A 25,257-nucleotide genomic window follows, 5' to 3' on the forward strand; every position below is an offset into this window, starting at 1 on the left:
ATACCTGACATGACCTATATACTCATAGCCGCCCTCGCGATCCTGATGGTTCTGGTCCTTTACTCGCTCGTTCGAGGCATCATAGCTTTCCTCCAGACGACCAAGGTCGACTTGGAAAGCGGGGAGAGCCAGACCTCGACCGAGATGCAGGCCCTGCAGAACAAGATGATGTTCAACCGCGTTAAATACCAGGCGCTGGCGATCGTGGTGGTCGCGATCCTGCTGGCGGTTTCGCGCTGATCCGCTCATACCAGCGGACGCTGGTATGTTTTCCAGCATCGGACGACCGAGATGAGGGAGAACCCAACCTGTGCCGGGATGACGAGTGATGGTCAGGCTCAATAAAATCTACACGCGCACCGGAGATGACGGGACGACGGGTCTTGTCGATGGATCGCGCCGCGCCAAGCACGATGTGCGGATGACCGCCATCGGTGTGGTTGACGAGGCCAATTCGGCAATCGGGCTGGCAGCGGTCTCGCTGGAGCGCAGTGATCACGCGCCGATGCTCTTTCGAATTCAGAACGATCTGTTCGACCTCGGGGCGGACCTTGCCACGCCGGGTGAAGATTTCGAGCCGGGCGAGATGACCTTGCGCATGGTGCCCGAGCAGGTCGACTGGATCGAGCAAAGGATCGATGCGCTCAACGAGCGGCTGGAGCCGCTCGCGAGCTTCGTCCTGCCCGGCGGGACCGAGGCGGCAGCGCGGCTGCATGTCGCGCGGGCGACTACGCGGGCCGCCGAGCGCGCGATGGCGGCACTGGCGCAAAGCGAGCCGGTCAATCCTGCGGCGCTCGCCTACATCAACCGGCTGTCGGACCTTCTGTTTGTGCTTGCGCGCGTGGCGAACGACGATGGCAAGACGGACGTCAATTGGGTGCCCGGCGCCAACCGATAAACATCTGGCCAGCCGAGTACGCCCTCGCTAACAGGCGCGCTTTGCTGCAACTGCGAAGAGAAAGCGCATTTTCATGAAGACGATCGGCGTTATCGGCGCGGGCCAGATGGGCTCGGGCATTTCCCAGACGAGTGCCCGGCACTCGATGAATGTGCTGTTGGCCGACGTATCGCTGGAGGTAGCCGAGAAATCCAAAGCGGGCATCGAGCAGGCGCTGGTCAAACTGGTCGGGCGCGGCAAGATCGAAGCCGACGAGGCGGAAAAAGCACTCGCGCGCATCACGCCCGTCGCCGACTATGCGCCGATGGCGGAGGCCGACATGATTATCGAGGCGGCAACCGAGAAGGAAGAGATCAAGAAGGCTATCTTCGAAAAGGCCAGCGAAGTGCTGGGCGACAATGCGATCATGGCTTCCAACACCAGCTCTATCCCGATCACGCGGATGGCGAACTATTCGAGCGATCCGGAACGCTTCATCGGCCTGCATTTCTTCAATCCAGTCCCGGTCATGGGGCTGATCGAAGTCATTCCGGGCCTTGCGACGGCCAAGGATGTCGAGGAACGCACCGTCGCCTTCGCCGAAAGCTTGGGCAAGCAGGTTGTGTTGTCGCAGGATGAGCCGGGCTTTGTCGTCAACCGCATCCTGCTGCCGATGATCAACGAGGCGATTTTCGTGCTTGGCCAGTCGACCGCCAGCATCGCCGATATCGACAAGGGTTGCCGCCTGGGCCTCAACCACCCCATGGGCCCGCTAGAACTGGCCGATTTCGTGGGGCTCGACACCTGCCTCGACATCATCATGGTCCTCTACAACACCACCGGCGACAGCAAGTACCGCCCCGCGCCGCTGCTGGTGAAATATGTCGAGGCCGGCTGGCTCGGTCGCAAGACCGGCAAGGGCTTTTACGACTATTCCGGCGACGCGCCCGTTCCCACTCGCTGACCTCGGAACCCGCGCAGCCTGCCAGCCGTTTCCTTTGCAAAGGAGATTTGAGATGGCAGACAAGAACGACCCGCAGCCGCGCGACGCCGATCGCCCGAGCAGTTTCGACGGCGAGCGCCGCCAGACCGACGCTCTTGCGCCCGAGAACGAGAACGCCGAACAGGTTGACGGCTATGACCAGGCGCAGACCGTCGCCGATCAGGCCAAAACGCGCGCGACGACGATCCTCGGCACCAATAGCGAACATGTCGAAAGCGCGCTCAACGCGCCCGACGCGCAGGATCTTGTCGATCACATGAAACAGATGGACCGCGGCAATACGGTCGACATGTCGGCCTATGCGGGCGAGCCGAACCACGACGACAATGTCGACAAATACGGCAAGCCGTCCAAGCTCGACGGCCTGCGTGGAGACGGAACTTAGAGCCCCGACAGGCTGCCGTCGTGAAGAACCCATAGGCCGACCACCAGGATGGCCGCGCCGACGCTGACCGCCGCGGCGATCAATCTGAGCGAACGCCTTTCGGGACGGTCGACTGCATGGTCGCGCATCTTGTCGAAAGACGCATTGGCCCTGGCCTGAGCGCTCCAGGCGATCCAGATGGCAAGCAGTATAAAGCCGGTGGCGATGCCCTTGGCTATATAGGGCGGCTCGAAAGCACCGAACAGTGCGCGAAAACCCAGCCCGATCGCGATCGATGCGAAAGCGGTGCGCATCCATCCGGCGAAGGTCCGCTCGACAGCCATGATCGTGCGGTCTTCGGCCATGTCGGTGCGATCCTGGGCGAGTGCTTCGCTCTTGCTGTCACCATTGGCTTCCCGCCCGGCACTATACCCCGGTTCTGCGGATTGTTTCGTCGCGGTCATCGCATCCTCTCGGTCCCTGTTCGGGAGCTATAACGGATGATCGCGCCTTCGGGTCCGGATTACCCCGTGGGGTCTTCGGCGTCCGGGTCGAGCGGGACGATCTCCACTCCGACCAGGCTTTCCGGGTCGGGTGTGGGATCGAAGCCTGTCGGATCGACGATCAGTTCATCGTCGGGAACGAATTCGGTGGCCACAGGCTGCTGCGGAACCTGCTCGGGCGAGGGTGCGGTTTCAACCGGTGCGGATTGCTCCAGATCCCCGGCCTGATCGCGGAACTGCGCGCCCTGCTGCTCGATCTGCGCGATCGAATCTGCCAGCGCGCCATCCTCTTCCTCGGTGCCGACGAGCGTAGCTACGCTGATCAGCGTAATTCCTGTGAACGCCAGCGCGCCACCACGGCTGCGGAACATGTAACCCTTCATGCGCGACAGTATGGCCGCGAGGGGTTAATCTTCCGTTTGAGAAGCTTCCGTCTTGAGAGCATAAAGCAGGTCGAGCGCTTCGCGCGGTGAAAGCGCGTCTATGTCGAGCGCAGCCAGCTTTTCGCGCATGCTGTCGCCGATCTTTTCTGGGCGTTCTTCGAGTGCGGCGGCAAAGAGCGGCAGTTCGCCCAGTCCGGCCGCCAGCCCGCCGGTTTCCTCGCGCCCCTTCTCCAGTTTCTCCAGCACCGATCTGGCTCGCTTGACGACCGGCGCGGGCACGCCCGCCAGCTTGGCGACGGCGAGCCCGTAGCTGCGGTCTGCCGGCCCTTCCGCCAATTCGTGCAGCAGCACCAGGTCGCCTTTCCATTCCCGCGCCCGCACGTGGTGCAGCGAGAGCGAATCGCAGGTCTCGGCGAGGCGTGCGAGCTCATGGTAGTGCGTGGCGAACAGGCAGCGGCACTGGATCGTCTCGTGCACCGCCTCGACCACCGCCCAGGCGAGCGCGAGCCCGTCATAGGTCGAGGTTCCGCGTCCGACTTCGTCGAGGATGACGAAGCTGCGGTCGGAGGCCTGGGCAAGGATCGCGGCGGTCTCGACCATTTCGACCATGAAGGTCGAGCGGCCGCGCGCCAGATTGTCCGACGCGCCGACGCGGCTGAAGAGGCGATCGACCAGACCGATGGTGGCGGTCGACGCAGGAACATAACTGCCCGCCTGCGCCAGCAGAACGATCAGCGCATTCTGGCGCAGGAAGGTCGACTTGCCGCCCATATTGGGGCCACCGATCAACCACAGCCGGTCGCTTCCGGACAGCGTGCAGTCGTTCGGTACGAAGCGGTCGCCCGCCTGTTTGAGCGCCGCCTCCACCACCGGGTGACGCCCGCCGACGATATCGAGCACGCGCTCGTCGGTGATCGCGGGCTTGCACCAGTCACCCTCGGCGGCGCGCTCGGCAAGTCCGGCCGCGACGTCGATTCGCGCCAACGCATCGGCAGTTCGCGCAATCGCTTCGCGCGCGTCGCCAACGGTCGCCACCAGCTCTTCGAAATGCGCTTCCTCTGCGGCGAGCGCACGTCCGCCCGCTTCGCTTATGCGGCTCGCTTCCTCGTGCAATTGCAGCGAGTTGAAGCGTACAGCGCCAGCCATGGTCTGGCGATGGGTGAAGCCGCTGTCGGGCGCCATCAGCGCATCGGCATGCTTGGCGGGAACTTCGATGAAATAACCGAGCACGCCATTATGCTTGATCTTGAGTCGTTCTATGCCGGTTTCGCCGCGGTAGCGGGTTTCGAGCGCGGCAATGGCCCGGCGGGCATTGCCCGACACATCGCGCAATTCGTCGAGCGCCGCGTCGAAGCCGGCGGCGATATAGCCGCCCTGCTCGCGGGCGGTCGGCGGGGCGGGGACAAGCGCGCGCTGCAAGTGATCGACCAGTGCGCCGTGGCCGCCCATAGCGGGAAGCAAGTCGTCGAGCAGGGCAGGGCGATCGGGCTTGCTCGCAAGATAATCGCGGATGCGCCGCGCCTCGGCCAGTCCGTCGCGGATCTGGCCGAGATCGCGCGGGCTGCCGCGTCCGGCGACGATCCGCCCCAGCGCGCGGGCGAGATCGGGCACAGCGCGCATGACTTCGCGAAGGTCCGCCCGCAGCAGCGGGTCGGCGTGGAAGAAGTGCACCAGCGCCAGCCGTCGCTCGATGGGTTCGCGCTCGGTCAAAGGCGCCGCCAGATCTTCCGCCAGTTGCCGCGCGCCTGCGCCTGTCACGCAGCGATCGACCGCCGCAATCAGGCTGCCGCTGCGCGCGTCCTGTTGGCTGACGAGGATTTCGAGCGAACTGCGCGTCGCCGCATCCATCGCCAGCTTGGCCTCGCCGCGCGCAACGACAGGCGGCAACAGGAAGGGCAGCGTACCGCGCCCCGCATGGTCGAGATAGCCGATGAGCCCGCCCGCAGCAGCCAGCATGGCGCGGGAAAAATCGCCGAACCCGTCGAGCGTGGCAACATCGTGGATGGCCTTGAGGCGCGCCTCGCCTTCGTCGCTGGCAAACTCGCTTGGCGGTCGCAGGGTTGCGTCGGCCGGTGCTCCGTCCCAGTTCTCGGGCGCGACCACTTCGCTGGCACCGAGCCGCGCCAGCGCTGCGTCCATCGCGTCGGGCGCACATTCCTCCAGCTCCATTCGCCCGGTCGAAATATCGCAATGGGCTATGCCGAGCGTTCCGCGCACCTCGCACACCGCCGCCAGCACATTGGCGCGGCGCGGTTCGAGCAGAGCCTCTTCGGTCAAGGTGCCGGCAGTGACGAAACGCACGATGTCGCGCTTGACCAGCACCTTGGACACCGGCTTGCCCTCGCGCCTGGCGCGCGCCTTGGCTTCCTCGGGCGTTTCGACCTGCTCGGCAATGGCGACCCGCTGCCCTGCCTTGATCAGCCGCGCGAGGTAGCCTTCCGCCGAATGCACCGGCACGCCGCACATCGGCACCGGCTCCCCGCTGTCCTTGCCGCGCGCGGTCAGCGCGATGTCGAGGATGCCGGAGGCGACCTTGGCATCTTCGAAGAACAGCTCGAAAAAATCCCCCATCCGGTAGAACAGCAGGCAATCGTCGCCGCCCGCCGAAGCTTCGGCCTTGAGCGCCAGATATTGCTCCATCATCGGGGTGGATTTGCCCGCCATCGTCCAAGCCGTAGCGGCGGGCGGAGCGATTCGGGAAGCGGCCCGGGCAGCTTTCCCCCTATCGCAGCGCGGAGGCATTGGGTATCGCGCGGGCAAACATGAGGAGAGCCAGCTTTGGCCGAAGAAAAACCGACCGGGTTCACCGCGCGCGAAGCGCTGTTCTACCACGAGACGATCCGTCCCGGTAAAATCGAGATCATCGCCAGTAAACCGATGGCGACCCAGCGCGACCTGAGCCTGGCCTACTCGCCGGGTGTGGCGGTACCGGTCGAAGCGATCGCGGAAGATCCGGCCAACGCGGCCAAATACACCGCGCGCTCCAACCTTGTAGCGGTAATCTCCAACGGCACCGCGATCCTCGGCCTCGGCAATCTCGGCGCGCTGGCATCCAAGCCGGTGATGGAAGGCAAGGCGGTGCTGTTCAAGCGCTTCGCCGATGTCGACTCGATCGATATCGAGCTCGACACCGAAGACCCGGAAGCCTTCATCAATGCGGTAGCGCTGATGGAGCCGACGTTCGGCGGCATCAATCTCGAGGACATCGCCGCGCCCGAATGCTTCATCATCGAGCAAGCCCTGCGCGAGCGCATGAACATCCCCGTCATGCATGACGACCAGCACGGCACCGCGATCATCGCCGCCGCCGGACTCATCAATGCCTGCAAGCTAACCGGCCGCGAGCTGAGAGATTGCCGCATGGTGGTGAACGGGGCGGGGGCTTCGGCGCTCGCCTGCACGGCACTGATCAAGGCGATCGGCATCCCGCACGAAAACGTCATCGTGTGCGACCGTGCGGGGCCGATCTATCCGGGACGCGAGAATGTCGACCAGTGGAAAAGCGCGCATGCCGTGCCTACCGAAGCGCGCAGCCTCGAAGAGGCGCTGGTGGGGGCAGACATTTTCCTCGGCCTGTCGGCGGCGGGCGCATTGAAGCCCGAATGGGTAACGAAAATGGCCGATCAGCCGATCATTTTCGCCATGGCCAATCCCGTGCCGGAGATCATGCCGGACGAAGCCAAGAAGGTCCGCCCCGATGCGATCATCGCCACCGGCCGCAGCGACTTTCCCAATCAGGTCAACAATGTTCTCGGCTTCCCGTTCATCTTTCGCGGCGCGCTCGACGTGCGGGCGACAACGATCAACGAGGAAATGAAGGTCGCCGCTGCCGAGGCCATCGCCGATCTCGCGCGCGAGCGCGTGCCTGAGGAAGTCGCCGCCGCCTATGGCATCAATCACAAATTCGGCACCGACTACATCATCCCGGCGCCTTTCGATCCGCGCCTGATGGAGGTGGTGTCCTCTGCCGTCGCCAAGGCGGCGATGGACACCGGCGTCGCGCAGGACAGCATCGCCGATTTCGACGAATACCGCACCACGCTGAAGGCGCGGCTCAACCCGACCACGTCGGCGCTCACGCGGGTATACGAAGAATGCAAGGCCAACCCGGCGCGCATGGTCTTCGCAGAGGCGGAAGAGGACGTCGTGCTGCGCGCGGCGATCCAGTACCGCGATTTCGGTTATGGCACGCCGATCCTCGTCGGGCGGACCAAGAATGTCGTGGACCGACTGCACATGCTCGGGGTGTCCGATCCCGGCAGTTTCGAGATCCAGAACTCGAACGATTCCGATTTCGTCCCGGCGATGGTCGATTTTCTCTACAAGCGCCTGCAGCGCAAGGGCTATACCGAACGTGACGTGCGCCGGATGGTCAATCAGGAACGCAACGTCTTTTCCGCGCTGCTGGTCGCGCTCGGCCATGGAGATGCAATGATTTCCGGCCTCACGCGTACCTTCTCGCAGACTGCGCGCGAAGTGAACCGTGTGCTCGATCCCAAACCCGGCTCGGTACCGTTCGGCATCCACATGATGATCGGCAAGAACCACACGACCTTCCTCGCCGATACCACCATCAACGAGCGGCCGAGCGCCGAGCTGCTGGCGCATATCGCCAAGGAAACCGCGCAGGTCGCCCGCCGCATGGGGCACGAGCCGCGGGTCGCGTTCCTCAGCTATTCGACTTTCGGCAATCCCAGCGGGCAGTGGCTCGGCAACATCCGCGACGCCGTTGCCATCCTCGACCGCGAGGAAGTGAATTTCGAATATGAAGGCGAAATGGCGCCCGACGCCGCGCTCAATCCCAAGGTGATGGAACTTTATCCGTTCAGCCGCCTCTCCGGCCCGGCCAATGTTCTGGTCATGCCCGGCCTGCAATCGGCCAATCTCTCGGCAAAGCTGCTGCGCGAGCTGGCTGGCAACGCCACGATCGGCCCGATGCTGATCGGGATGGAAAAACCGGTCCAGATCGCCCCGATGACCGCGATTGCGCCCGATGTCCTGACGCTGGCGGTGCTCGCGGCGGCCGGGGTGGTGGGCTGAGCGGCAACCCATGTCGCACATCCCGAACCAGCGGCACCGTTTCGCGATTCCCGAGGAAGTGCATTACCTCAACAACGCCTACATGGCGCCGCTCTCCTTCGAGGTCACGGCGGCCATGGAGGAAGCGGCGCGGCTCAAACAGGCGCCGTGGAATTTCCGCCCCGCCGACTTTTTCAGCGTGTGCGAAAACTTCCGCGAGCGCGCGGCGCGGCTGGCCGGGGTGTCCGCCGACACTATCGCGATCGTCCCTTCGGTCAGCTACGCACTGGCGATTGCAGCGAAGAATCTGCCCTTCGCAAAAGGGCAGCAGATCGTCACTCTGGCCGACCAGTTTCCCTCCAACGTCTACGTCTGGCGCGAACTGGCCGCGCGTGAGGGAGGACAGGTTGTCGCGGCCCGGCGCGATGAAGAGGCCTGCTGGACCGCCGCCGTTCTCGACGCGATCGGTCCGGACACCGCGATCGTCGCCGTGCCGCATTGCCACTGGGCCGACGGGCGGCTGGTCGATCTCGAACGGGTCGGCGCGAAATGTCGTGAACACGGTGCGGCGCTGGTGCTGGATTTGACCCAATCGCTCGGCGCGATGCCGGTTGACTTCGCCAAGGTGCAGCCCGATTTCGCGGTCGCCGCCTGCTACAAATGGCTGATGGGGCCCTATGGCATCGGCATGCTCTACGTCGCAGAATGGCATCACAACGGCACTCCCTTGGAGTACAATTGGATCAACCGTGGCGGCTCGGAAGATTTTACGCGGCTGGTCGACTACCGGGACGATTCCCAGCCCGGCGCGCGCCGTTTCGATATGGGCGAGAAATCCAATCCGCCGCTGCTGGCAGGGGCCGGTGCGGGAATCGATTTCCTGCTGGAATTCGGCATTGAGGCGATCGCGGAGGCACTCGCTGCCCGAACCGGAGCGATCGAGCGCGAAGCGAAAGCGCTGGGATTGACGGCGGCGACGCAGGGGACCCGGGCACCGCACTTCCTGTCGCTGGGATTTCCCGACGGGCTGCCCGACGGTCTGACGGATCGCCTGGCGGAACGGCAGGTCCATGTCTCGGCGCGGGGCGCATCGCTCAGGGTGACGCCGCATCTCTATACCAGCGACGCCGACTGCGCGGCGCTGCTCGAGACTCTTGCGGTCTGCTGCTAGGCGGTGTCTTCCAGCACCTCGCCGTCGAGCAGGCCGATCATGTCGTCCTGCCCGTCCTGCGCATTTTCGTAACAGGTCTGGAGGTCTTCGGCTTCATCGGCATGGCCGAGCTGCGAGGCGATGGCGGCGAGCGTCCGATAACCGGCGAGCCCGTAATAGGTCAGGTGCATATATTGCGCGAGGATGGCCGCATCGCGAGCGGAGCCGCTGGCGAAATCGGTTTCGAACACGCGCTCCTGCGTGTCGGTGACCAGACCCGCCATCCCGTCGGACTGGAACTCGCCATCGTCTGCCGGGTGGGCTTCGGCCAGCTTCCGGGCAATTTCGAGCCCGTCGCCGATACCGCATACGCCGTCTTCCAGCGCATCGCGCAGATCTTCGCTTGTCGCGGCATCGCGGAGCCGCTCGGTCAGTGCGAGCGATTGCTCGTCGGCGCTGACCATGTCCTGCAGCAGCGCTGCATAGAGATATTCGAGATCGGCGGTCGCCATGGCATGTCTCCTCACGGCCTCCCGTGAGTGCAAGCGAGTGGCGCAATAGATCGTTCCCGAATGCGCGCTTCAGCGCCGACGGAAGCGGAAGTACCAGACTTCATGGCCGAATTTGGTCCGCGCCTTGTGTTCGTAGCGCGTTTCGGGCCAGCCGCTCGGACGGTTCTGCCAGTCGGAAGGACCTTCCACGACCCATTCGAAAGCATCGGTGTGCCGCCGCATCACCATCAGCGCGTGGCGAAGGTAGACCGGGTGGTCGGTGCCGAAGCGGAATTCCCCGCCGGGCTTGAGCTTGTCGGCGAACATCTTCACCGGCCCGTCGTTCATCATCCGCCGCTTGGCGTGCTTGTTCTTGGGCCAGGGGTCGGGATGAAGCAGGTAAAGCATGGTCAGCGCGCCGTCGGGCACGCGATCGAGGACTTCCAGCGCATCGCCATTATGGATGCGAATGTTGGCAAGGCGCTGCTCCTCGACCTGTGAAAGGCAGGAGGCGACGCCGTTGAGAAACGGTTCGGCACCGATGAAGCCATGATTGGGCAGCAGGTCGGCGCGATAGACCAGGTGCTCCCCGCCGCCGAAGCCGATCTCGAAATGCAGCGGGCAGTCCTCGCCGAACAACCGCTCGGCCGTAACCGGGCCTTCGGCTGGCGGTGAGATTTGCGGCAGCAGATTGTCGACCAGGTGCTGTTGATGCGTGCGCAGCGGCTTGCCGATGCTGCGCCCGTAGAGCCGGTTGAGCGTGGTCGGGTCGCCTTGCTTGAACGCTGTCATGGGCTCGGCTCGCTAAAGGGGCGGCCGATTTCTGTCCAGACGGTCTTTCAGTCGGCGCGGCTTTCAAGCCAATCCTGGGCCCAACCGATCTGGTCGGTCACTCCCTCGGGATAGGGCACATCGACCGGCACGCCGACAGTGTCGATAGGTTCGTGCGGGAGGCGCATCGAACGCGTCATGGGCCAGGCCAGATCGAAATCGCCCGACGGCGCGGATGCTGTGATCACGTTGGAATAATCGATCACGCCGGCAGTCGGCCTGCCCAGCAGGGTCACCTTGCGGCTGAAACGCGCATCCATGACGAATTGATCGCCCGACGAGCCGGCGCCTTCGGTAAGGATGCCGACACGGCGCGGCAGATCGTAGCTTTGGGGATAGGTAACGATCTCGAACGCGCTCTCCGACAGAGGTATCCACTCGGCATCGCTGGCCGCGGCCCGGCTCAGCACATTCTCCACGAAACCGCGAACTTCGTCGGGATAGACGCCGCTTGCGACATTCGCCTGCAAGGCTGCCAGGTTGCGCGGCGTATCGCGCAATTCCACACCGATCTGGTAGATCGGCCGGGTAAAGAGATAACTCATCAGCCGCTCGTACATCGTGTCCGAGCCGCCCTCGTTACCGCGCAAATCGATCAGCAGATTGGGTGTGGAGACGATCGCCTCGTGATGCTCTTCCAGCAGCGCGGCAAATCCTTCGGCATATTCGGTTCGGAAACTCGGCACCCGTAGAAGGACCGTTCTATCCGAAAGCCGTTTGAAGGCGAAACTTTCGCCGGGTTCGGGAGAGTATGCGAAAGCGCGGCCGGACCTGCCTTGGTCTGCCCAGGGATTTGCCGGCGAAACGATATTGGAACGAATTCCCAGATGGTCATCTTCGAACCATTCGAGCAACAAGCCGATCGCCCACAGCCGGGCAGCAGGATTTTGAACGATCCGCTCTTTCGCCAGTTCGATCTGGCGCTGGAACTCCGCCTCCCGACCTTCGATCTTGGTCGGCCAACCGGCGTAATCGCGGCGCAGGACATCGAGAACGAAATCGACATCCGCTTCATGGGCAACTTGCCGGGAAGAGGTCTGGTCCTGCGCATAAGCAGGCACCGTGGCCGGAACCGCGAGGAAGGCGAGCGCGGCAACGGCACCGAGTCGGGCCCATCGCGCAGCGAGCATTTTCATGCCGTGAAATTAGTCGCTTAGCGCGCCCGCACAAAGCGAATTCGTACCAATTGAGAAAACCCCCCGACCGCAAGGCCGGAGGGCTCATTCCCGTCCACTATGAGATTGGTATCAGGTGCGTGCCGTTCGGATCGCTTGCGATCCGCAAGGCCGACGGGCCGCCGCGCGGTTAGCGCGGAAGCCTGAGGGGCCGGATGGCCCCGCCGGCGCTTGAGGCAAATCGAACTACGCGGCTTCGGACTGTTCGTCCGGATCGCGCAGCACGTAGCCGCGGCCCCAGACGGTTTCGATGTAGTTCTCGCCGCCGCATGCATGGCTCAATTTCTTGCGCAGCTTGCAGATGAAAACGTCGATGATCTTGAGTTCCGGCTCGTCCATCCCGCCGTAAAGGTGGTTGAGGAACATTTCCTTGGTCAGCGTCGTGCCCTTGCGCAGCGAAAGCAGCTCGAGCATCGCATATTCCTTGCCGGTCAGGTGGACGCGGGCGCCGTCGACTTCGACGGTCTTGGCGTCCAGGTTCACGGCGAGCTTGCCGGTGCGGATGATCGACTGGCTGTGGCCCTTCGAACGGCGCACCACGGCGTGGATGCGGGCGACCAGCTCTTCGCGGTGGAACGGCTTGGTCACGTAATCGTCGGCACCGAAGCCGAACGAGCGGATCTTGCTGTCCATTTCGGCAATGCCCGAAAGGATCAGGACCGGTGTCTGCACCTTGGCGACGCGCAGCTTCTTGAGCACATCGTAGCCGTGCATATCCGGCAGGTTGAGGTCGAGCAGGATGATATCGTAATCATACAGCTTGCCCAGATCGAGGCCTTCCTCACCGAGGTCGGTCGAATAGACATTGAAGCCTTCGGTCGTCAGCATCAGCTCGATGGCTTTTGCCGTTGTCGGCTCGTCTTCGATCAGCAGTACACGCATCGGGTATTCCCCCTTGCCCTTATTTGCGCCCCCGAGTGGGCTCGGTAACCCCTCGTTCAGAGGTGTTGCCTTGGATTAACCACGACAGTTCTCACCAAAAAAGGTTAACAAAGCGTTTTCGACGTTAAGACTTTCTGAGTGAGTCTTTCGAGTCACACCCGTAAAACGTCGGTTTTCAGCTGATTTGGCCAAAGCTGGGCGCAACACATTAGGCTGCAACAAGGTAACACTTGGGAGGTCGCGGAACCAGAATTCCGGCTAGCCGATCGCCTGCAGCTTCTTCGCTCGCCGTCGCTGAACGGAGCTTCCGATTCCCATCGCCTCGCGGTATTTGGCCACGGTACGGCGGGCAATATCGAAGCCTTCGGCCTTGAGCAGTTCCACCAGTTTGTCGTCGCTGAGGATCTTTTTCGGGTCTTCGGCATCGGTCAGCGCCTTGATCCGCGCCTTCACCGCCTCGCTGCTCGCGCCTTCGCCATCGGCACTGCCGACACCGCTGGTAAAGAAGTACTTCAATTCGAAAGTCCCGCGGTCGCAGTGGAGGTATTTGTTGCTCGTGACGCGGCTGACCGTGCTCTCGTGCATCTCGATCTCTTCGGCGATCTCGCGCAAAGTGAGCGGCCTCAATTCGCTGACGCCCTTGCGGAAGAAGCCAGCCTGCTTCTTCACGATCTCGGACGAGACGGCGAGGATGGTTTTCTGGCGCTGGTCGAGCGCCTTGATCAACCAATTGGCATCGCCGAGCTTTTCCTTGAGCCAGCTCTTGCTTGCCTTGTCGGTCGCACCGTTGCGCAATTCGAGGAAATAGCTGCGATTGACCACCAGTCGCGGCAGGGTCGCTTCGTTGAGGCGGATCTTCCAGTGGCCGTCCTCGTCGCGGCGCACGAGGATGTCGGGCACCACCGCAGCCGCTTCGCCCCCGCCGAACGCGAGGCCCGGCTTGGGGTCGTAGCTGCGCAGCTCGGTGAGCATGTCGGCGAAATCCTCGTCGTCGACATCGCACATACGCTTGAGCCGCGCGATTTCGCCCTGGGCCAGCAGGTCGAGGTTCTCGATCATGCGCTGCATGCAGGGATCGAAACGATCCGCTTCGCGGGCCTGCAGGGCAAGGCATTCCTGCAGGCTGCGCGCGCCGACGCCGGTCGGCTCGAGCGTCTGCACCAGCTCGAGCGCATCCTCGATCTCGTACAGCTCGACGCCGAGATCGACAGCGATCTCGCGCAGGTCGCCGTGCAGATAGCCCGCCTCGTCCAGCCGGTCGACCAGGTTGCGGGCGATGAACTCTTCGCGTTGGCTATAGGCGAGGGTGCCGACCTGCAGGTGGAGGTGATCTGCCAGGGTCGTCTCGCTCGAGCGGCGTTCCTCGATCGGCGTCAAATCATTCGCGTGGGATGCCGCTCCGCCCGCGCCCCACTCGCCGTCGCCGGTATCGCGATCGCGGTCGAGCGCATTGGTATTGATGTCGAGCGAGTCGTCATTGCCGAAGCTGTCGGAACTCGCCTCTTCCGGTGAGACGGGGACGTCGCCATCCGGCTCGCCCTGCTCGCGGCTTACCTCGCCCGCTTCCAGCAGCGGATTGGATTCCAGAGCGTCGCCGATGAAACTTTCGATTTCGAGATTGCTCAACGCCAGCAGCTTGATCGCCTGCTGCAGTTGCGGCGTCATCACCAGCGACTGGGATTGGCGAAGGTCGAGGCGGGGGCCCAATGCCACGAGCGATAAGCCCTATTCCGTTCGCCCTGAGCCTGTCGAAGGGCTGTCCTGCACTTCGGGTGTCGCGGCGGACAAAAAGAAGAACAGTGCTTCGACAGGCTCAGCACGAACGGGGGTGGGGGTAAGATGCATCGTTTACAGCGTGAAGCTTTCGCCCAGATACAGGCGCCGCACATTCTCGTCGGCCACCAGCTCCTGCGGAGTGCCCGCGAACAGGACCTGTCCGCCATAGATGATGCAGGCGCGGTCGACGATTTCCAGCGTCTCGCGAACGTTATGGTCGGTGATCAGCACGCCGATGCCGCGCGTCTTCAGGTCCTTCACAAGATCGCGGATATCGCTGATCGACAGCGGGTCGATCCCGGCGAAGGGTTCGTCGAGCAGCATGATCGAGGGCTTGGCCGCAAGCGCGCGGGCGATCTCGCACCGCCGCCGCTCGCCGCCCGACAGCGCCATGGCCGGAGCCGTCCGCAGCTTCTGCAACCCGAACTCGTCGAGCAGCCGGTCGAGCTCCTGTTCGCGCGTGTCCGCGTCGGGCTCGACCATCTCGAGAACCGACTTGATGTTCTGCTCGACCGTCATGCCGCGAAAGATGCTGGTTTCCTGCGGCAGGTAGCCGAGGCCGAGGATCGCGCGGCGATACATGGGCAAATGCGTCACGTCCTCGCCATCCATCAGGATGCGCCCCGCATCGGGACGGACGAGGCCCATGATCGAATAGAAGCACGTGGTCTTGCCCGCACCGTTGGGGCCGAGCAGGCCGAGTACTTCGCCCTTGCCGACAGACAGCGAAATGTCGGTCAGAACCGCCCGCTTGTCGTAGCTCTTGGCGATCGACACGACTTCCAGCCCGCCCTGCGGAACCGGCGGTGCCGCGCTACGCTCCACGTCTGCGGTTGCGGCCAGGTCGCTATCGGTATCGAGCATGCTCATGGCCTCCTAGTAGCAGCCGAAATCTTGCCGAAAACCCCAAGCGGCGAAATTTTGGCAGGGTTCGTGCATGGCACGGCGAGAAATGTCGCGCGGCTTTGCGAATATTGCAGATTGGTTACCCGGTCTTGATCCACGGCCTTTGGTCTGGGATAACTCGAATCGGAGAGAAACCGGGGGAGAAAGGCGCGTCATGAATAAAGCGCTGAACGGCGAGTCGCACGAAAGCCAAACCGCATCGACGCGGGATTGGCGCAAATCGATGAGCGACAATGTCGCCTACGCCTTGCTGGTCTATACCGGCCTGACCATTTTCGTGACGATCCAGGCGATGAAGGGCGGCGAGATGACGATCCTGCCCTATCTCGCGCTGGTCGTGTTGGTTGCAGGAATCATTCCCGCCTGCCGCGCGTTCGAGCGGCGCTGGCGCGACCTTGGCGATGAAGAGGCGCACGACATGGCCCTGGCGAGCCAGTTCCGCCGCGACCAGATCGGGCTGTGGCTGCTGGCGATCGGCCTGCCGATTGGCCTGACGTTTTTCTTCAAGCTGATTTTCGCGACAATAGCCTGATCCGGGAACTGGATAGGCTGATGCTCGCTATCTGAATATGCGGGCGGGCTTGGCCAATATTCTGAAATCTCTCGCGGCCACGTGGCTGCTGTTTGCTGTTGCGTCGCCAGCCCACGCTGTGCTGCCCGGCGCGCCTGAAGGCGCCGCCGAGCCCGCGTCAACCGAAACGCAGGCGATCGAGCAGAGCCAGGATGCCGGCACCGACAGCCGCATCCGCGGCCGCATCGAAGGTATTTTCGCCGAACTGCCCGCCTTTGCTGATGTCGAGGTCACGGTCAGCGACGGCGTGGTGACGCTCAGCGGAACCGTGCCGGATGAAGCCGATATCGAGCGGGCCGAGAATATCGTCGGGCGCATCAATGGCGTCGTGACGATCGAGAACGGGCTCGAACGCGATCTGTCGGTCGATGGCGGTATCGGGGCGCTGGAGGATTTGACCGAGCGCGGCACAGGCCTGATCGAACTGGCGCCGTTGCTGCTGGCCGCGCTGATCGTGGCGGCAGCGATCGGCGCGATCGGCTATCTCATTGCCGGCTTCGGGGCGCTCTGGCGCCGCATCGCGCCCAATGTTTTCCTCGCCGAGGTGTTGCGCACCGCGATCCGCTTCATCTTCGTCATAGCCGGGCTCGTTATCGCGCTCGACATGCTCGGCGCAGGCGCGCTTCTCGGCGCGGTGCTCGGCGGTGCGGGGGTCATCGGCCTCGCCCTGGGCTTTGCCATGCGCGACACGGTGGAGAATTATGTCGCTTCGCTGTTCCTGTCGCTGCGCCAGCCTTTCCGCGCCAACGATCACGTCGTGATCGACGACAAGGAAGGTCGCGTCATCCGCCTGACCAGCCGCGCCACGATTTTGATGACGCTGGAAGGCAATCACCTGCGCATTCCCAACAGCCAGGTCTTCAAGGCGATCATCCTGAATTACACGACCAATCCGAACCGTCGGTTCGAATTCGAAATGGGGATCGACGCGGACGACGATGCCGATGCGGCGCGCGCGCTTGGCCGACAGACGCTTGGTGACTTGCCGTTCGTTCTCTCCGATCCGCCGCCGGAAGCACGCACCGAAGCCGTGGGCGATTCCAATATCGTCATCAAGTTTCTCGGCTGGGTGGACCAGCGCGAAGCCGATTGGCACAAGGCCCGAAGCCGCGCCATCGCGGCGGTCAAGGTCGCGCTCGAAGACGGTGGCTTTGGCCTGCCCGAGCCGATCTATCGCCTGCGTTTCGACCCGCGCACCGGACCTCTGCCTTTCGAGAATATCGAGAAGACGAAGGGGTCCGAACCGGCGCCTACGCCGCCGCCCGCCAAGGCTGCCACCGCACCGGTGGAGGAAGACGTTTCGGCGACCGACGAGATTGCGCAGATGGTCGAGAAGGAGCGCCAGGGAGAGGCCGACGACAGCGCCGATCTGCTCGATTCCTCCAAGCCTTCCGAATACTAGGCTTTCGCCGCGCGTTCGATCGCTTCGCGCACGATCTGCCGCGCTTCGGCCGCGTCGCCCCATTTGCCGATCCGGACCCACTTTTCGGCCTCGAGATCCTTGTAGTGGGTAAAAAAGTGCTCGATCTGCTGAAAAATGATCGACGGCAGGTCCTTGGTTTCCCCGACATCCGAATAATACGGGAAGGTCGTATCGACGGGCACGCAGATCAGCTTCTCGTCGCCGCCATGCTCGTCCTCGAGGTTGAGCACGCCGATCGGGCGTGATCGCACGACGCAGCCGGCAATGAACGGGCTGCGCGCGATGACCAGCGCGTCGAGCGGATCGCCGTCGGGCGACAGGGTGTGCGGGATGAAGCCGTAATTGGCCGGATAGCGCATCGGCGTGTGCAGGATACGGTCGACGAACAGCGCACCGCTTGCCTTGTCGAATTCGTACTTGACCGGTTCGCCACCGGTCGGGACTTCGATGATGACGTTGAGGTCTTCGGGGGGATTGCTGCCGGTGGGGATCTTGTCGATGCGCATTGTTTGTCCTTCGGATGCGGTCAGGCATCCGCCTGACCTCGGTGCCGGCCCGTCTCCCCCTCCCAACCACCCGATGATCGTCCGATACTGTATCGGGTGGTTGGGAGGGGGAGACGGGCTGGTGCCGCAAGCCTTCGCCGGATGGCGAAGGCGCACCCGACAGACATTGCGCGCGCCCCTTAACCTCCGCCGCGCCATTGCGAAACCCCTTCCATGGTCGTAATCGCGCCGCGAAATGAGCAAAAAAACTCCCCAGGCCATTCGCGGCACGCAGGACATCTTCAGTGCCGATGCCGAGGCTTTCGCTTTCGTGGTCGAAACCTTCGAACGCGTGCGCAAGCTGTACCGCTTCCGCCGGGTCGAAATGCCGGTGTTCGAGAAAACCGAAGTCTTCAGCCGCGCGATCGGCGAGACGACGGATGTGGTGTCGAAGGAGATGTACTCCTTCGAGGATCGCGGCGGCGACAGCTTGACCCTGCGGCCCGAGTTCACCGCCGGGATTGCGCGCGCCTTCCTGACCAACGGCTGGCAACAACACGCGCCGCTGAAGGTCGCGACCCACGGCCCGCTGTTTCGATACGAGCGTCCGCAAAAGGGCCGCTATCGGCAGTTCCACCAGATCGACGCCGAAATCATCGGCGCGGCCGAGCCGCAGGCGGACGTCGAACTCCTGGCGATGGCCGATCAGACCATCCGCGGACTGGGCATCGAGGGCGTGACGTTGCACCTCAATACGCTCGGCGATGCCGAAAGCCGCGAAGCCTGGCGCGCAGCGCTGGTCGAGTACTTCCGCGCCGTCGCCAGCGAGCTGAGTGAGGATTCGCAGGAGCGGCTGGAGAAGAACCCGCTGCGCATCCTCGACAGCAAGGATCGCCGCGACCAGCAGTTCCTTGCCGATGCACCCAGGATCGATGCCTTCCTTTCCGATACAGCGCGGGCGTTCTTCGAAAGCGTGACCACCGGTTTGGATGCAGCAGGCGTCAAATGGCAGCGGGCAGAAAGTCTCGTGCGTGGGCTCGATTATTATCGCCACACCGCGTTCGAATTCATCCCCGATGAAGGTTCCGAGGCCGCGGGCAAGCTCGGCAGCCAGAGCACCATCCTCGGCGGCGGGCGCTACGATGGATTGATGGAGTCGCTGGGCGGTGCGCCGACGCCTGCGGTTGGTTGGGCTGCCGGGATTGAGCGGCTGGCGATGTTGGTTGGGGGAGCAGGGTTTGACCCTCCTATTGTTGTACTGGCGGAGCATGAACACCTGTTCGACACGGCGAGGCTCGTTGTGCAAGCATTGCGACTGAGTGAGATCACAGCGGAGGCCGAATTTCGTTATAGGCGGACGAACAAGGCGTTTGATAAGTTCAAGAAGACTGGAACAGACGTCTTTTTAGTTGTTGACCAAGTGGCCAATTTAAATGGCAGTCATCAGATTGATATCAGGCTATCTGGAGTGCTGCCGGATGAAGAGGAAGAATTAAAGCTCTTGGCCAAGAGAGTTGAATTAAGCCTCCGATTGTTCTTTCCCGACCTAATACCGAAGGCTGATCCTGAGAAGCAAGCCATCTCTTGGTATCTCTCTCGCAAATGACTATCCCCGCCACCCGCCTCGACCAGATCGCCAACCGCTTCGCCGAGCTTGAAGCGCGGATGGCATCGGGCACGCTGGAAGGCGAGGAATTCGTGCAGGCGAGCCGCGACTATGCCGAGTTGGAGCCGGTCGCCAAGGTCGCCGCGGAAGTGAAGGCCATGCGCGAGGAGATCGGCGGCTTGGAGGAAATGCTCGCCGATCCCGAGATGAAGGCGATGGCGCAGGAAGAGCTCGCCGCCATTCGCGAGGCGCTTCCGGAAAAGGAACGCCAGCTCGCCATCGCCATGCTGCCGAAGGACAGCGCCGACAACAAGCCTGCGATGCTGGAAATCCGTGCCGGGACCGGCGGCGATGAAGCGGCGCTGTTTGCGGGCGATCTGTATCGCATGTACGAGCGCTTTGCTGGCGAGCAGGGCTGGAAGGTCGAACCGGTCAGCATGAACGCCTCCGAAGTCGGCGGTTTCAAGGAAATTGTCGCCAATGTCAGCGGCACCGGGGTCTTCGCCAAGCTCAAGTTCGAAAGCGGCGTTCACCGCGTCCAGCGCGTGCCCGAGACGGAGAGCGGCGGGCGCATCCACACCAGCGCGGCGACCGTGGCGGTGCTGCCCGAACCAGACGAAGTCGATGTCCAGATCGACGACAAGGATCTGAAGATCGACATCTACCGCGCCAGCGGCGCGGGCGGCCAGCACGTCAACACCACCGACAGCGCGGTGCGCATCACGCATCTGCCGACCGGCATCGTCGTCCAGCAACAGGACGAGCGCAGCCAGCACAAGAACAAGGCCAAGGCGATGCAGGTCCTGCGCACACGGCTCTACGACCACTTGCGCGAGCAGTCGCAGGGCGAGGAAGCCGCCGCGCGCAAGGCGATGGTCGGCAGCGGCGATCGCTCCGAACGCATTCGCACCTATAATTTTCCGCAAGGCCGCGTGACCGATCACCGCATCGGCCTGACTCTCCACAAGCTCGACGAGATCATTGCCGGGCCGGGGCTTGGCGAACTGGTGGGCGCGCTCATCGCCGAGGATGAAGCCAAGCGGCTGGCGGCGCTTTCGGAGTGAGGGAGGCGAGCGTTACGGCTGCGCTTCGACGGGCTCGGGGCGAACGCAGGGAGCGCCGGCGGCTCCTCTCTACGTCCGTTCGTGCTGAGCCTGTCGAAGCACAGCCACAGCGTTCGAGCCCATGAAAATCGCCTCGGCCCTGCGCGGGGCGACGCAGCGGTTGGGCGAAGTCTCCGACACCGCGCGGCTCGATGCCGAATATCTCATGGCGCATGCGGTGGGAGTAACGCGCTCCGACCTCCTGCTGAACCACCAGGGCGACGCAGTGCCCGGTGAGTTCGCGGACTTGGTCGCGCGCCGCCTGCACCACGAACCGCTGGCCTACATCACGGGCGGGCAGGAGTTCTTCGGGCGCGGTTTCATCGTCACACCCGATGTCCTGATCCCGCGCAGCGACAGCGAACAGGTGGTCGAAGCCGCTTTGGCCGAAATGGGCGAGGGTGCCCGGGTGCTGGACCTCGGCACCGGCTCGGGCGCGCTTTTGGTGACGTTGCTGGCGGAACACCCGGATGCAACCGGGACCGGCATCGATGCGTCGCTTGCTGCGCTGCCGGTCGCAGCGGCAAATGCTGCCCGGAACGGCGTTGCCGACCGCGCGTGCCTGCTGAAAGCCGATTGGCGCGAGCCGGGTTGGACCGACGATCTCGGCCAGTTCGACCTCGTGATCGCCAATCCGCCCTATGTCGAGGACAATGCGGCGCTCGATGCTTCGGTGCGCAAGTTTGAACCTCGGGCGGCTCTGTATTCCGGCCCGGAAGGGCTTGACGACTACCGCGCCATCATCCCGCAGCTGTCCAGTCTTTTGTCGTCCGATGGCGTTGCGGTGCTGGAAATCGGTTATCGACAGGCGGACGCAGTGGGTACGATAGCCGAGGAAAACGGTTTCGAATCAAGGCTCAGACATGACCTTGCAGACCGCCCCCGGGCACTGATTCTGCGCAAAGGGGTTGGCAAAGGGAGAATCAGGGGCTAACTCTACTCACAAGACCTGCGGATTGCGACTTTGCTCTCCCCGGTCTTGATCCAACATTTGCGAAGATGCCGGGCGCCAGCGCGCTTGCCAGCAATGCAGATGGGGGGCTGCGCCCGATGCAGAAGCACGGGCGCTGCATTGGGTCATGCGGACCGTCCATGTCGGCCGGTCAGGAACTGAGGAAGAGTATTCCTTGAACAACAATCGTAATAACAATCGTCGTCGCGGTCGCGGCAATCGCAACCAGGGCGGCGGTGGCGGCAACAGCGCCAATCGGATCGACAGCCGCGCGCGGGGCAACGCGCCCCAGTTGCTCGACAAGTACAAGAAGCTGGCGCAGGACGCCCAGCACAATGGCGACCGGGTGCAGATGGAATATTATCTGCAGTTCGCCGATCACTATTTCCGCGTCATCGCCGACAACAAGGCACGCCAGGACGAGGCCCGCGCCAAGCGCGATGCCGAGCGTGGCCACAGCCGAGACGATGACGACGATGACGACGACGGCGACGACAGCCGTCGCAAGGGTAAGGGCCCGCGCGGCCGACGAGGCGACTCTGACGATCGCCAGGACAACCGCCCGAAGAAGCGCCGCAAGGACAACGATTCCGGCGACGAGCATGACGATTCGGACAGTGACGGTGATTATGATTTCGACGAGGCCCGACCGCCGCGCGCGAAAAAGGCTCGCAAGCCGCGCAAGAGCGACGAAGGCTCCATTGGCGTCGAAGGCGAGATCGACGCTTCGGTCCTGCCGCCGGCGATTTCTGCTGCCGACGGGGTGGTCGATGGTGCATCGCAACCCAAGAAACCGCGCCGCCGCCGCAAGGCGGAAGATGACGACGGCGAAGCGGTGAGCGCGGTCGGCTGATCGGGAGCATCAGAGCGAGCCGCCTTGGATTTGCGACGATGTCCACGCTCGAACGCCTTCTCGACCGCTATCCCGGATTGTCCAGCCTCGGACTGGGGGCGCTGGCTGCAACCGGCTTTCCGCCGCTGCACCTCTGGCCGCTCGCATTGCTGGCGATGGGGTTGTTCGTCTGGCACCTTCATCGCCTGCCGACTTGGCGCAGCGCGCTGCTCCAAGGCTGGCTGTTCGGCATCGCGCATTTCACGCTGACCAACAACTGGATCGCGACGGCTTTCACGCATCAGAGCGAAATGCCCGCGGCGCTGGGCTGGGCTGCGGTGCCGCTGCTTTCGCTTTATCTCGCGGTCTATCCGGCTCTGGCCGGCCTTGGCGCGAAGCTGCTCGTCCCGCATGACAAACCGCTGCCGGGCTTCGTTACGGCCTTTGCCGCCTTCTGGATCGTCACCGAATGGCTGCGAAGCTGGGTCTTCACCGGATATGCCTGGGGGCCGTTCAGCCTGAACCTTCTGGGATTCGACAGCGCACCGGGCCTTGCCCTGCTCCTCCCCTGGTTCGGCACCTATGCGCTTTCCGGGATCGCCGTGCTGATCTCCGGCATCCTGGCGTGGCTTATCGTTTCCGGTCGCAAAATAGCGCCCGCTGCGTTCCTGTTCCTGTTGTTCGCGGCGATGACCGTGCCGCTTGGCCTGTTCTCGAGCGAAAATGAGGGCACACTCACCTACGTCGTGGTCCAACCCGATCTGGACCAGCGCGAGCTCAACGATCCGGCCGAATACGAACCCGCCTTCGCAACGCTCGCCGCATTCACCGCTCGACAGGAAGAGCAGGGTGAGCGCGTGGTTTTCTGGCCCGAGTCCGGCCTCCCGGACTATCTGCGGCCCGGCTATCCCGAGCGCTATTACCGCGCCACCACGGCGGGCGGCGATCCGCTCTATGCCCGCAGGCGGATCGGGCAGGTGCTGGGCGAAGACACACTCTTGCTGACCGGTGCAGTCGACCTCGTGATCGAGGATGAGCGCGCGGTCGGCGCTTACAATGTCGTGACCGCGCTCGACGGCGAGGGCGAGATCGTCGGTTCCTACAGCAAGGCGCATCTCGTGCCCTATGGCGAATACCTGCCCTTTCGCGATTTGCTCGCACCATTTGGCCTGACCCGGCTGGTGGCGGGGACCATCGACTTCCGCGAAGGGCCGGGGCCGCGCACACTGGATTTCGGCGCATTCGGCAAGGCCGGCTTCCAGATCTGTTACGAGATCGTTTTCTCGGGCCAGACGGTCGATCCCGACAGCCGCCCCGATTACCTCTTCAACCCCTCCAACGATGGCTGGTTCGGGGCGTGGGGGCCACCGCAGCACTTTGCGCAGGCGCGGATGCGCGCGATCGAAGAGGGGCTGCCCGTCATTCGCGCGACGACCACCGGCATCAGCGGCGTCATCGATGCCGACGGCGTGGTTCGCGCATCGATCGGGAAGGGCGAGATGGACCGGCTGACCGGCACCATTCCGCCCGCAAGGGCGCCCACCTGGTTCGCCCGCATGGGCAATGCACTGGCGCTTCTGTGGGCTGCACTTTTCCTTGTCGGCGCGCTGGTTGCCATGCGTTGGCGCGCTCGCTAGGACTGCGGCAAATAGACATAAAGATTCCTTTATATGTTCGGAATCGCTCTGCATTTGAGGGACCATGCGCAGCACCTATCTCTTTACCTCCGAAAGCGTTTCCGAAGGTCATCCCGACAAGGTCTCGGACCAGATTTCCGATGCCATCGTCGATCTCTTCATCGGCAAGGACCCGGAAGCGCGAGTCGCCTGCGAGACGCTGACGACTACCGAGCGCGTCATCCTCGCTGGGGAAATCCGCGGCCAGGGGATCATGGACACCGATGGCAATTGGGCGCCAGGGATCGAGGACGAGATCGAAGCGGCGGTGCGCCAGACGGTCAAGGAGATCGGTTACGAACAGGACGGCTTCCACTGGGAAACCTTGACCTTCGAGAATCACCTGCATGGCCAGAGCGCGCATATCGCGCAGGGCGTGGACGCCAGCGGCAACAAGGACGAGGGCGCAGGCGACCAGGGCATCATGTTCGGTTTCGCCTGCGACGAAACACCCGACCTGATGCCCGCGCCGATCGACTACAGCCACAAGATCCTCCACCGGCTGGCGACCGACCGCAAGAACGGCAATGCACCGTTTCTCGAACCAGACAGCAAGAGCCAGGTCACGCTCCGCTACGAGAATGGCAAGCCGGTTGCTTGCACTGCAGTGGTTGTCTCTACCCAGCATGGCGCGGGCTATGACGAAGGCGAGAAGGAAGCCGAACTGCGCGCCTATGTGAAAAGAGTGGTCGCGGATATCCTCCCGGACGGGTTCCTGTCGGACGCCACCAAATGGCACATCAACCCGACCGGCACTTTCGTGATCGGCGGTCCGGACGGCGATGCCGGCCTTACCGGGCGCAAGATAATCGTCGACACCTATGGCGGTGCGGCCCCGCACGGGGGCGGCGCGTTCAGCGGCAAGGACCCGACCAAGGTCGATCGTTCGGCCGCCTATATTACCCGCTATCTCGCCAAGAATGTCGTTGCGGCAGGTCTGGCGACGCGCTGCACGATCCAGATCGCTTACGCGATCGGGGTCAGCCAGCCGCTCTCGCTCTATGTCGATACGCACGGCACCGGCACGGTGGACGACGCCGCGATCGAGGAGGCGATCCTCGATATCGAGAAGCTCGGCGGGCTGACCCCGCGCGCCATCCGCACGCATCTCGGGCTCAACAAGCCGATCTACCGCGTGTCGGCGGCCTACGGTCATTTTGGGCGCACGGCGGAGGGCGATCGTTTCCCGTGGGAGCGGACGGATTTGGTCGAAGACCTGAAGGCAGCGCTCGCCTGACCTGCTAGGGGC

24 protein-coding genes are annotated in these 25,257 nt (G+C 63.5%); 14 read left to right on the plus strand and 10 right to left on the minus strand.

The window, feature by feature from the left end:
* Positions 1–9 precede the first annotated feature (9 nt).
* The 4 genes from EL2594_RS13950 (at position 10) to EL2594_RS13965 (ending at position 2,265) form a co-directional block, all read left to right on the plus strand.
* On the plus strand, positions 10–240 hold the full coding sequence (locus EL2594_RS13950) for an HIG1 domain-containing protein (RefSeq protein ID WP_011415748.1): 231 nt from the start codon (positions 10–12) through the stop codon (positions 238–240).
* Positions 241–328: 88 nt separating this feature from the next.
* A complete protein-coding gene (locus tag EL2594_RS13955) occupies positions 329–898 on the plus strand; it encodes a cob(I)yrinic acid a,c-diamide adenosyltransferase (protein ID WP_011415749.1) in 570 nt (189 codons plus the stop codon).
* 73 nt (positions 899–971) lie between these two features.
* Positions 972–1,841: a 3-hydroxyacyl-CoA dehydrogenase NAD-binding domain-containing protein gene (locus EL2594_RS13960; protein WP_011415750.1), complete on the plus strand. Its 870-nt coding sequence runs from the start codon at positions 972–974 to the stop codon at positions 1,839–1,841.
* A gap of 52 nt (positions 1,842–1,893) precedes the next feature.
* Positions 1,894–2,265: a hypothetical protein gene (locus EL2594_RS13965; protein ID WP_011415751.1), complete on the plus strand. Its 372-nt coding sequence runs from the start codon at positions 1,894–1,896 to the stop codon at positions 2,263–2,265.
* Here EL2594_RS13965 and EL2594_RS13970 read toward each other — a convergent pair.
* From EL2594_RS13970 to mutS, 3 genes are read right to left on the minus strand one after another with little or no spacing between them, the layout of a single operon-like run.
* Entirely contained in the window at positions 2,262–2,708 is a 447-nt protein-coding gene (locus EL2594_RS13970; protein ID WP_011415752.1) for a YidH family protein, read from the minus strand. The genes EL2594_RS13965 and EL2594_RS13970 overlap by 4 nt on opposite strands.
* A 59-nt stretch (positions 2,709–2,767) precedes the next feature.
* Positions 2,768–3,118 (minus strand): hypothetical protein, encoded by a 351-nt coding sequence (locus tag EL2594_RS13975; RefSeq protein ID WP_155806070.1) that lies wholly within the window; start codon positions 3,116–3,118, stop codon positions 2,768–2,770.
* A 36-nt stretch (positions 3,119–3,154) separates the two neighbouring features.
* Entirely contained in the window at positions 3,155–5,794 is a 2,640-nt protein-coding gene (mutS, locus tag EL2594_RS13980; RefSeq protein WP_011415754.1) for a DNA mismatch repair protein MutS, read from the minus strand.
* Between the two features lie 114 nt (positions 5,795–5,908).
* Between mutS and EL2594_RS13985 the strand changes: the two genes are divergently transcribed.
* Positions 5,909–8,170, plus strand: a complete 2,262-nt coding sequence (locus EL2594_RS13985) for an NADP-dependent malic enzyme (protein ID WP_011415755.1) — start codon at positions 5,909–5,911, stop codon at positions 8,168–8,170.
* A 10-nt stretch (positions 8,171–8,180) separates the two neighbouring features.
* A complete protein-coding gene (locus tag EL2594_RS13990; protein ID WP_011415756.1) occupies positions 8,181–9,320 on the plus strand; it encodes an aminotransferase class V-fold PLP-dependent enzyme in 1,140 nt (379 codons plus the stop codon).
* On the opposite strand, the gene EL2594_RS13995 is transcribed toward EL2594_RS13990, so the two are convergent.
* The 6 genes from EL2594_RS13995 to lptB all read right to left on the minus strand — a co-directional run bounded on the left by EL2594_RS13995 (position 9,317) and on the right by lptB (position 15,324).
* Positions 9,317–9,811 (minus strand): ferritin-like domain-containing protein, encoded by a 495-nt coding sequence (locus EL2594_RS13995; protein ID WP_011415757.1) that lies wholly within the window; start codon positions 9,809–9,811, stop codon positions 9,317–9,319. The genes EL2594_RS13990 and EL2594_RS13995 overlap by 4 nt on opposite strands.
* 69 nt (positions 9,812–9,880) lie before the next feature.
* Positions 9,881–10,582: a tRNA (guanine(46)-N(7))-methyltransferase TrmB gene (gene trmB / locus EL2594_RS14000; RefSeq protein WP_011415758.1), complete on the minus strand. Its 702-nt coding sequence runs from the start codon at positions 10,580–10,582 to the stop codon at positions 9,881–9,883.
* A gap of 47 nt (positions 10,583–10,629) precedes the next feature.
* A complete protein-coding gene (locus tag EL2594_RS14005; protein WP_011415759.1) occupies positions 10,630–11,757 on the minus strand; it encodes a S41 family peptidase in 1,128 nt (375 codons plus the stop codon).
* Positions 11,758–11,982: 225 nt separating this feature from the next.
* A complete protein-coding gene (gene ctrA / locus EL2594_RS14010) occupies positions 11,983–12,678 on the minus strand; it encodes a response regulator transcription factor CtrA (RefSeq protein WP_011415760.1) in 696 nt (231 codons plus the stop codon).
* Between the two features lie 258 nt (positions 12,679–12,936).
* Complete coding sequence (gene rpoN, locus EL2594_RS14015) at positions 12,937–14,391, minus strand: RNA polymerase factor sigma-54 (protein WP_041685384.1); 1,455 nt, start codon at positions 14,389–14,391, stop codon at positions 12,937–12,939.
* A gap of 135 nt (positions 14,392–14,526) precedes the next feature.
* On the minus strand, positions 14,527–15,324 hold the full coding sequence (gene lptB, locus EL2594_RS14020; protein ID WP_011415762.1) for an LPS export ABC transporter ATP-binding protein: 798 nt from the start codon (positions 15,322–15,324) through the stop codon (positions 14,527–14,529).
* Positions 15,325–15,514: 190 nt separating this feature from the next.
* Here lptB and EL2594_RS14025 point away from each other — a divergent pair, with 190 nt between their 5' ends.
* Both EL2594_RS14025 and EL2594_RS14030 read left to right on the plus strand, forming a co-directional pair.
* Positions 15,515–15,892: a hypothetical protein gene (locus tag EL2594_RS14025; protein ID WP_011415763.1), complete on the plus strand. Its 378-nt coding sequence runs from the start codon at positions 15,515–15,517 to the stop codon at positions 15,890–15,892.
* A gap of 49 nt (positions 15,893–15,941) precedes the next feature.
* A complete protein-coding gene (locus EL2594_RS14030) occupies positions 15,942–17,333 on the plus strand; it encodes a BON domain-containing protein (protein WP_233994284.1) in 1,392 nt (463 codons plus the stop codon).
* Here the strand turns inward: EL2594_RS14030 and ppa are convergent.
* Positions 17,330–17,860, minus strand: a complete 531-nt coding sequence (gene ppa / locus EL2594_RS14035) for an inorganic diphosphatase (RefSeq protein WP_011415765.1) — start codon at positions 17,858–17,860, stop codon at positions 17,330–17,332. The two genes, EL2594_RS14030 and ppa, sit on opposite strands and share 4 nt — an antisense overlap.
* 235 nt (positions 17,861–18,095) lie before the next feature.
* Here ppa and hisS point away from each other — a divergent pair, with 235 nt between their 5' ends.
* The 6 genes from hisS (at position 18,096) to metK (ending at position 25,245) form a co-directional block, all read left to right on the plus strand.
* Positions 18,096–19,445, plus strand: a complete 1,350-nt coding sequence (hisS, locus tag EL2594_RS14040) for a histidine--tRNA ligase (protein WP_011415766.1) — start codon at positions 18,096–18,098, stop codon at positions 19,443–19,445.
* Positions 19,442–20,509, plus strand: a complete 1,068-nt coding sequence (gene prfA, locus EL2594_RS14045; RefSeq protein ID WP_011415767.1) for a peptide chain release factor 1 — start codon at positions 19,442–19,444, stop codon at positions 20,507–20,509. The genes hisS and prfA overlap by 4 nt, the downstream gene beginning before the upstream one ends.
* A gap of 121 nt (positions 20,510–20,630) precedes the next feature.
* Positions 20,631–21,482: a peptide chain release factor N(5)-glutamine methyltransferase gene (gene prmC, locus EL2594_RS14050; protein ID WP_011415768.1), complete on the plus strand. Its 852-nt coding sequence runs from the start codon at positions 20,631–20,633 to the stop codon at positions 21,480–21,482.
* Positions 21,483–21,675: 193 nt separating this feature from the next.
* Positions 21,676–22,353 carry a DUF4167 domain-containing protein gene (locus EL2594_RS14055; protein ID WP_041686119.1) on the plus strand — a complete coding sequence of 226 codons (678 nt, stop codon included), beginning with the start codon at positions 21,676–21,678 and terminating at the stop codon, positions 22,351–22,353.
* A gap of 38 nt (positions 22,354–22,391) precedes the next feature.
* Entirely contained in the window at positions 22,392–23,969 is a 1,578-nt protein-coding gene (gene lnt / locus EL2594_RS14060) for an apolipoprotein N-acyltransferase (RefSeq protein ID WP_011415770.1), read from the plus strand.
* A 64-nt stretch (positions 23,970–24,033) separates the two neighbouring features.
* A complete protein-coding gene (gene metK, locus EL2594_RS14065; RefSeq protein WP_011415771.1) occupies positions 24,034–25,245 on the plus strand; it encodes a methionine adenosyltransferase in 1,212 nt (403 codons plus the stop codon).
* Positions 25,246–25,257: the final 12 nt, after the last annotated feature.

The organism is Erythrobacter litoralis HTCC2594, assembly GCF_000013005.1.
Taxonomy (GTDB): Bacteria; Pseudomonadota; Alphaproteobacteria; order Sphingomonadales; family Sphingomonadaceae; genus Parerythrobacter; species Parerythrobacter litoralis_A.

Coding starts and splice junctions, on each gene's coding strand:
- EL2594_RS13960 (WP_011415750.1), top strand. CDS start 972: ATGAAGACGATCGGCGTTATCGGCGCGGGCCAGATGGGCTCGGGCATT.
- prfA (WP_011415767.1), top strand. CDS start 19,442: ATGACTATCCCCGCCACCCGCCTCGACCAGATCGCCAACCGCTTCGCC.
- lptB (WP_011415762.1), bottom strand. CDS start 15,324: ATGAGCATGCTCGATACCGATAGCGACCTGGCCGCAACCGCAGACGTG.
- EL2594_RS13965 (WP_011415751.1), top strand. CDS start 1,894: ATGGCAGACAAGAACGACCCGCAGCCGCGCGACGCCGATCGCCCGAGC.
- EL2594_RS13990 (WP_011415756.1), top strand. CDS start 8,181: ATGTCGCACATCCCGAACCAGCGGCACCGTTTCGCGATTCCCGAGGAA.
- EL2594_RS13955 (WP_011415749.1), top strand. CDS start 329: ATGGTCAGGCTCAATAAAATCTACACGCGCACCGGAGATGACGGGACG.
- lnt (WP_011415770.1), top strand. CDS start 22,392: ATGTCCACGCTCGAACGCCTTCTCGACCGCTATCCCGGATTGTCCAGC.
- EL2594_RS13950 (WP_011415748.1), top strand. CDS start 10: ATGACCTATATACTCATAGCCGCCCTCGCGATCCTGATGGTTCTGGTC.
- EL2594_RS13970 (WP_011415752.1), bottom strand. CDS start 2,708: ATGACCGCGACGAAACAATCCGCAGAACCGGGGTATAGTGCCGGGCGG.
- EL2594_RS13975 (WP_155806070.1), bottom strand. CDS start 3,118: ATGTTCCGCAGCCGTGGTGGCGCGCTGGCGTTCACAGGAATTACGCTG.
- hisS (WP_011415766.1), top strand. CDS start 18,096: ATGAGCAAAAAAACTCCCCAGGCCATTCGCGGCACGCAGGACATCTTC.
- ppa (WP_011415765.1), bottom strand. CDS start 17,860: ATGCGCATCGACAAGATCCCCACCGGCAGCAATCCCCCCGAAGACCTC.
- EL2594_RS14025 (WP_011415763.1), top strand. CDS start 15,515: ATGAATAAAGCGCTGAACGGCGAGTCGCACGAAAGCCAAACCGCATCG.
- mutS (WP_011415754.1), bottom strand. CDS start 5,794: ATGGCGGGCAAATCCACCCCGATGATGGAGCAATATCTGGCGCTCAAG.
- EL2594_RS14005 (WP_011415759.1), bottom strand. CDS start 11,757: ATGAAAATGCTCGCTGCGCGATGGGCCCGACTCGGTGCCGTTGCCGCG.
- metK (WP_011415771.1), top strand. CDS start 24,034: ATGCGCAGCACCTATCTCTTTACCTCCGAAAGCGTTTCCGAAGGTCAT.
- prmC (WP_011415768.1), top strand. CDS start 20,631: ATGAAAATCGCCTCGGCCCTGCGCGGGGCGACGCAGCGGTTGGGCGAA.
- trmB (WP_011415758.1), bottom strand. CDS start 10,582: ATGACAGCGTTCAAGCAAGGCGACCCGACCACGCTCAACCGGCTCTAC.
- EL2594_RS13995 (WP_011415757.1), bottom strand. CDS start 9,811: ATGGCGACCGCCGATCTCGAATATCTCTATGCAGCGCTGCTGCAGGAC.
- ctrA (WP_011415760.1), bottom strand. CDS start 12,678: ATGCGTGTACTGCTGATCGAAGACGAGCCGACAACGGCAAAAGCCATC.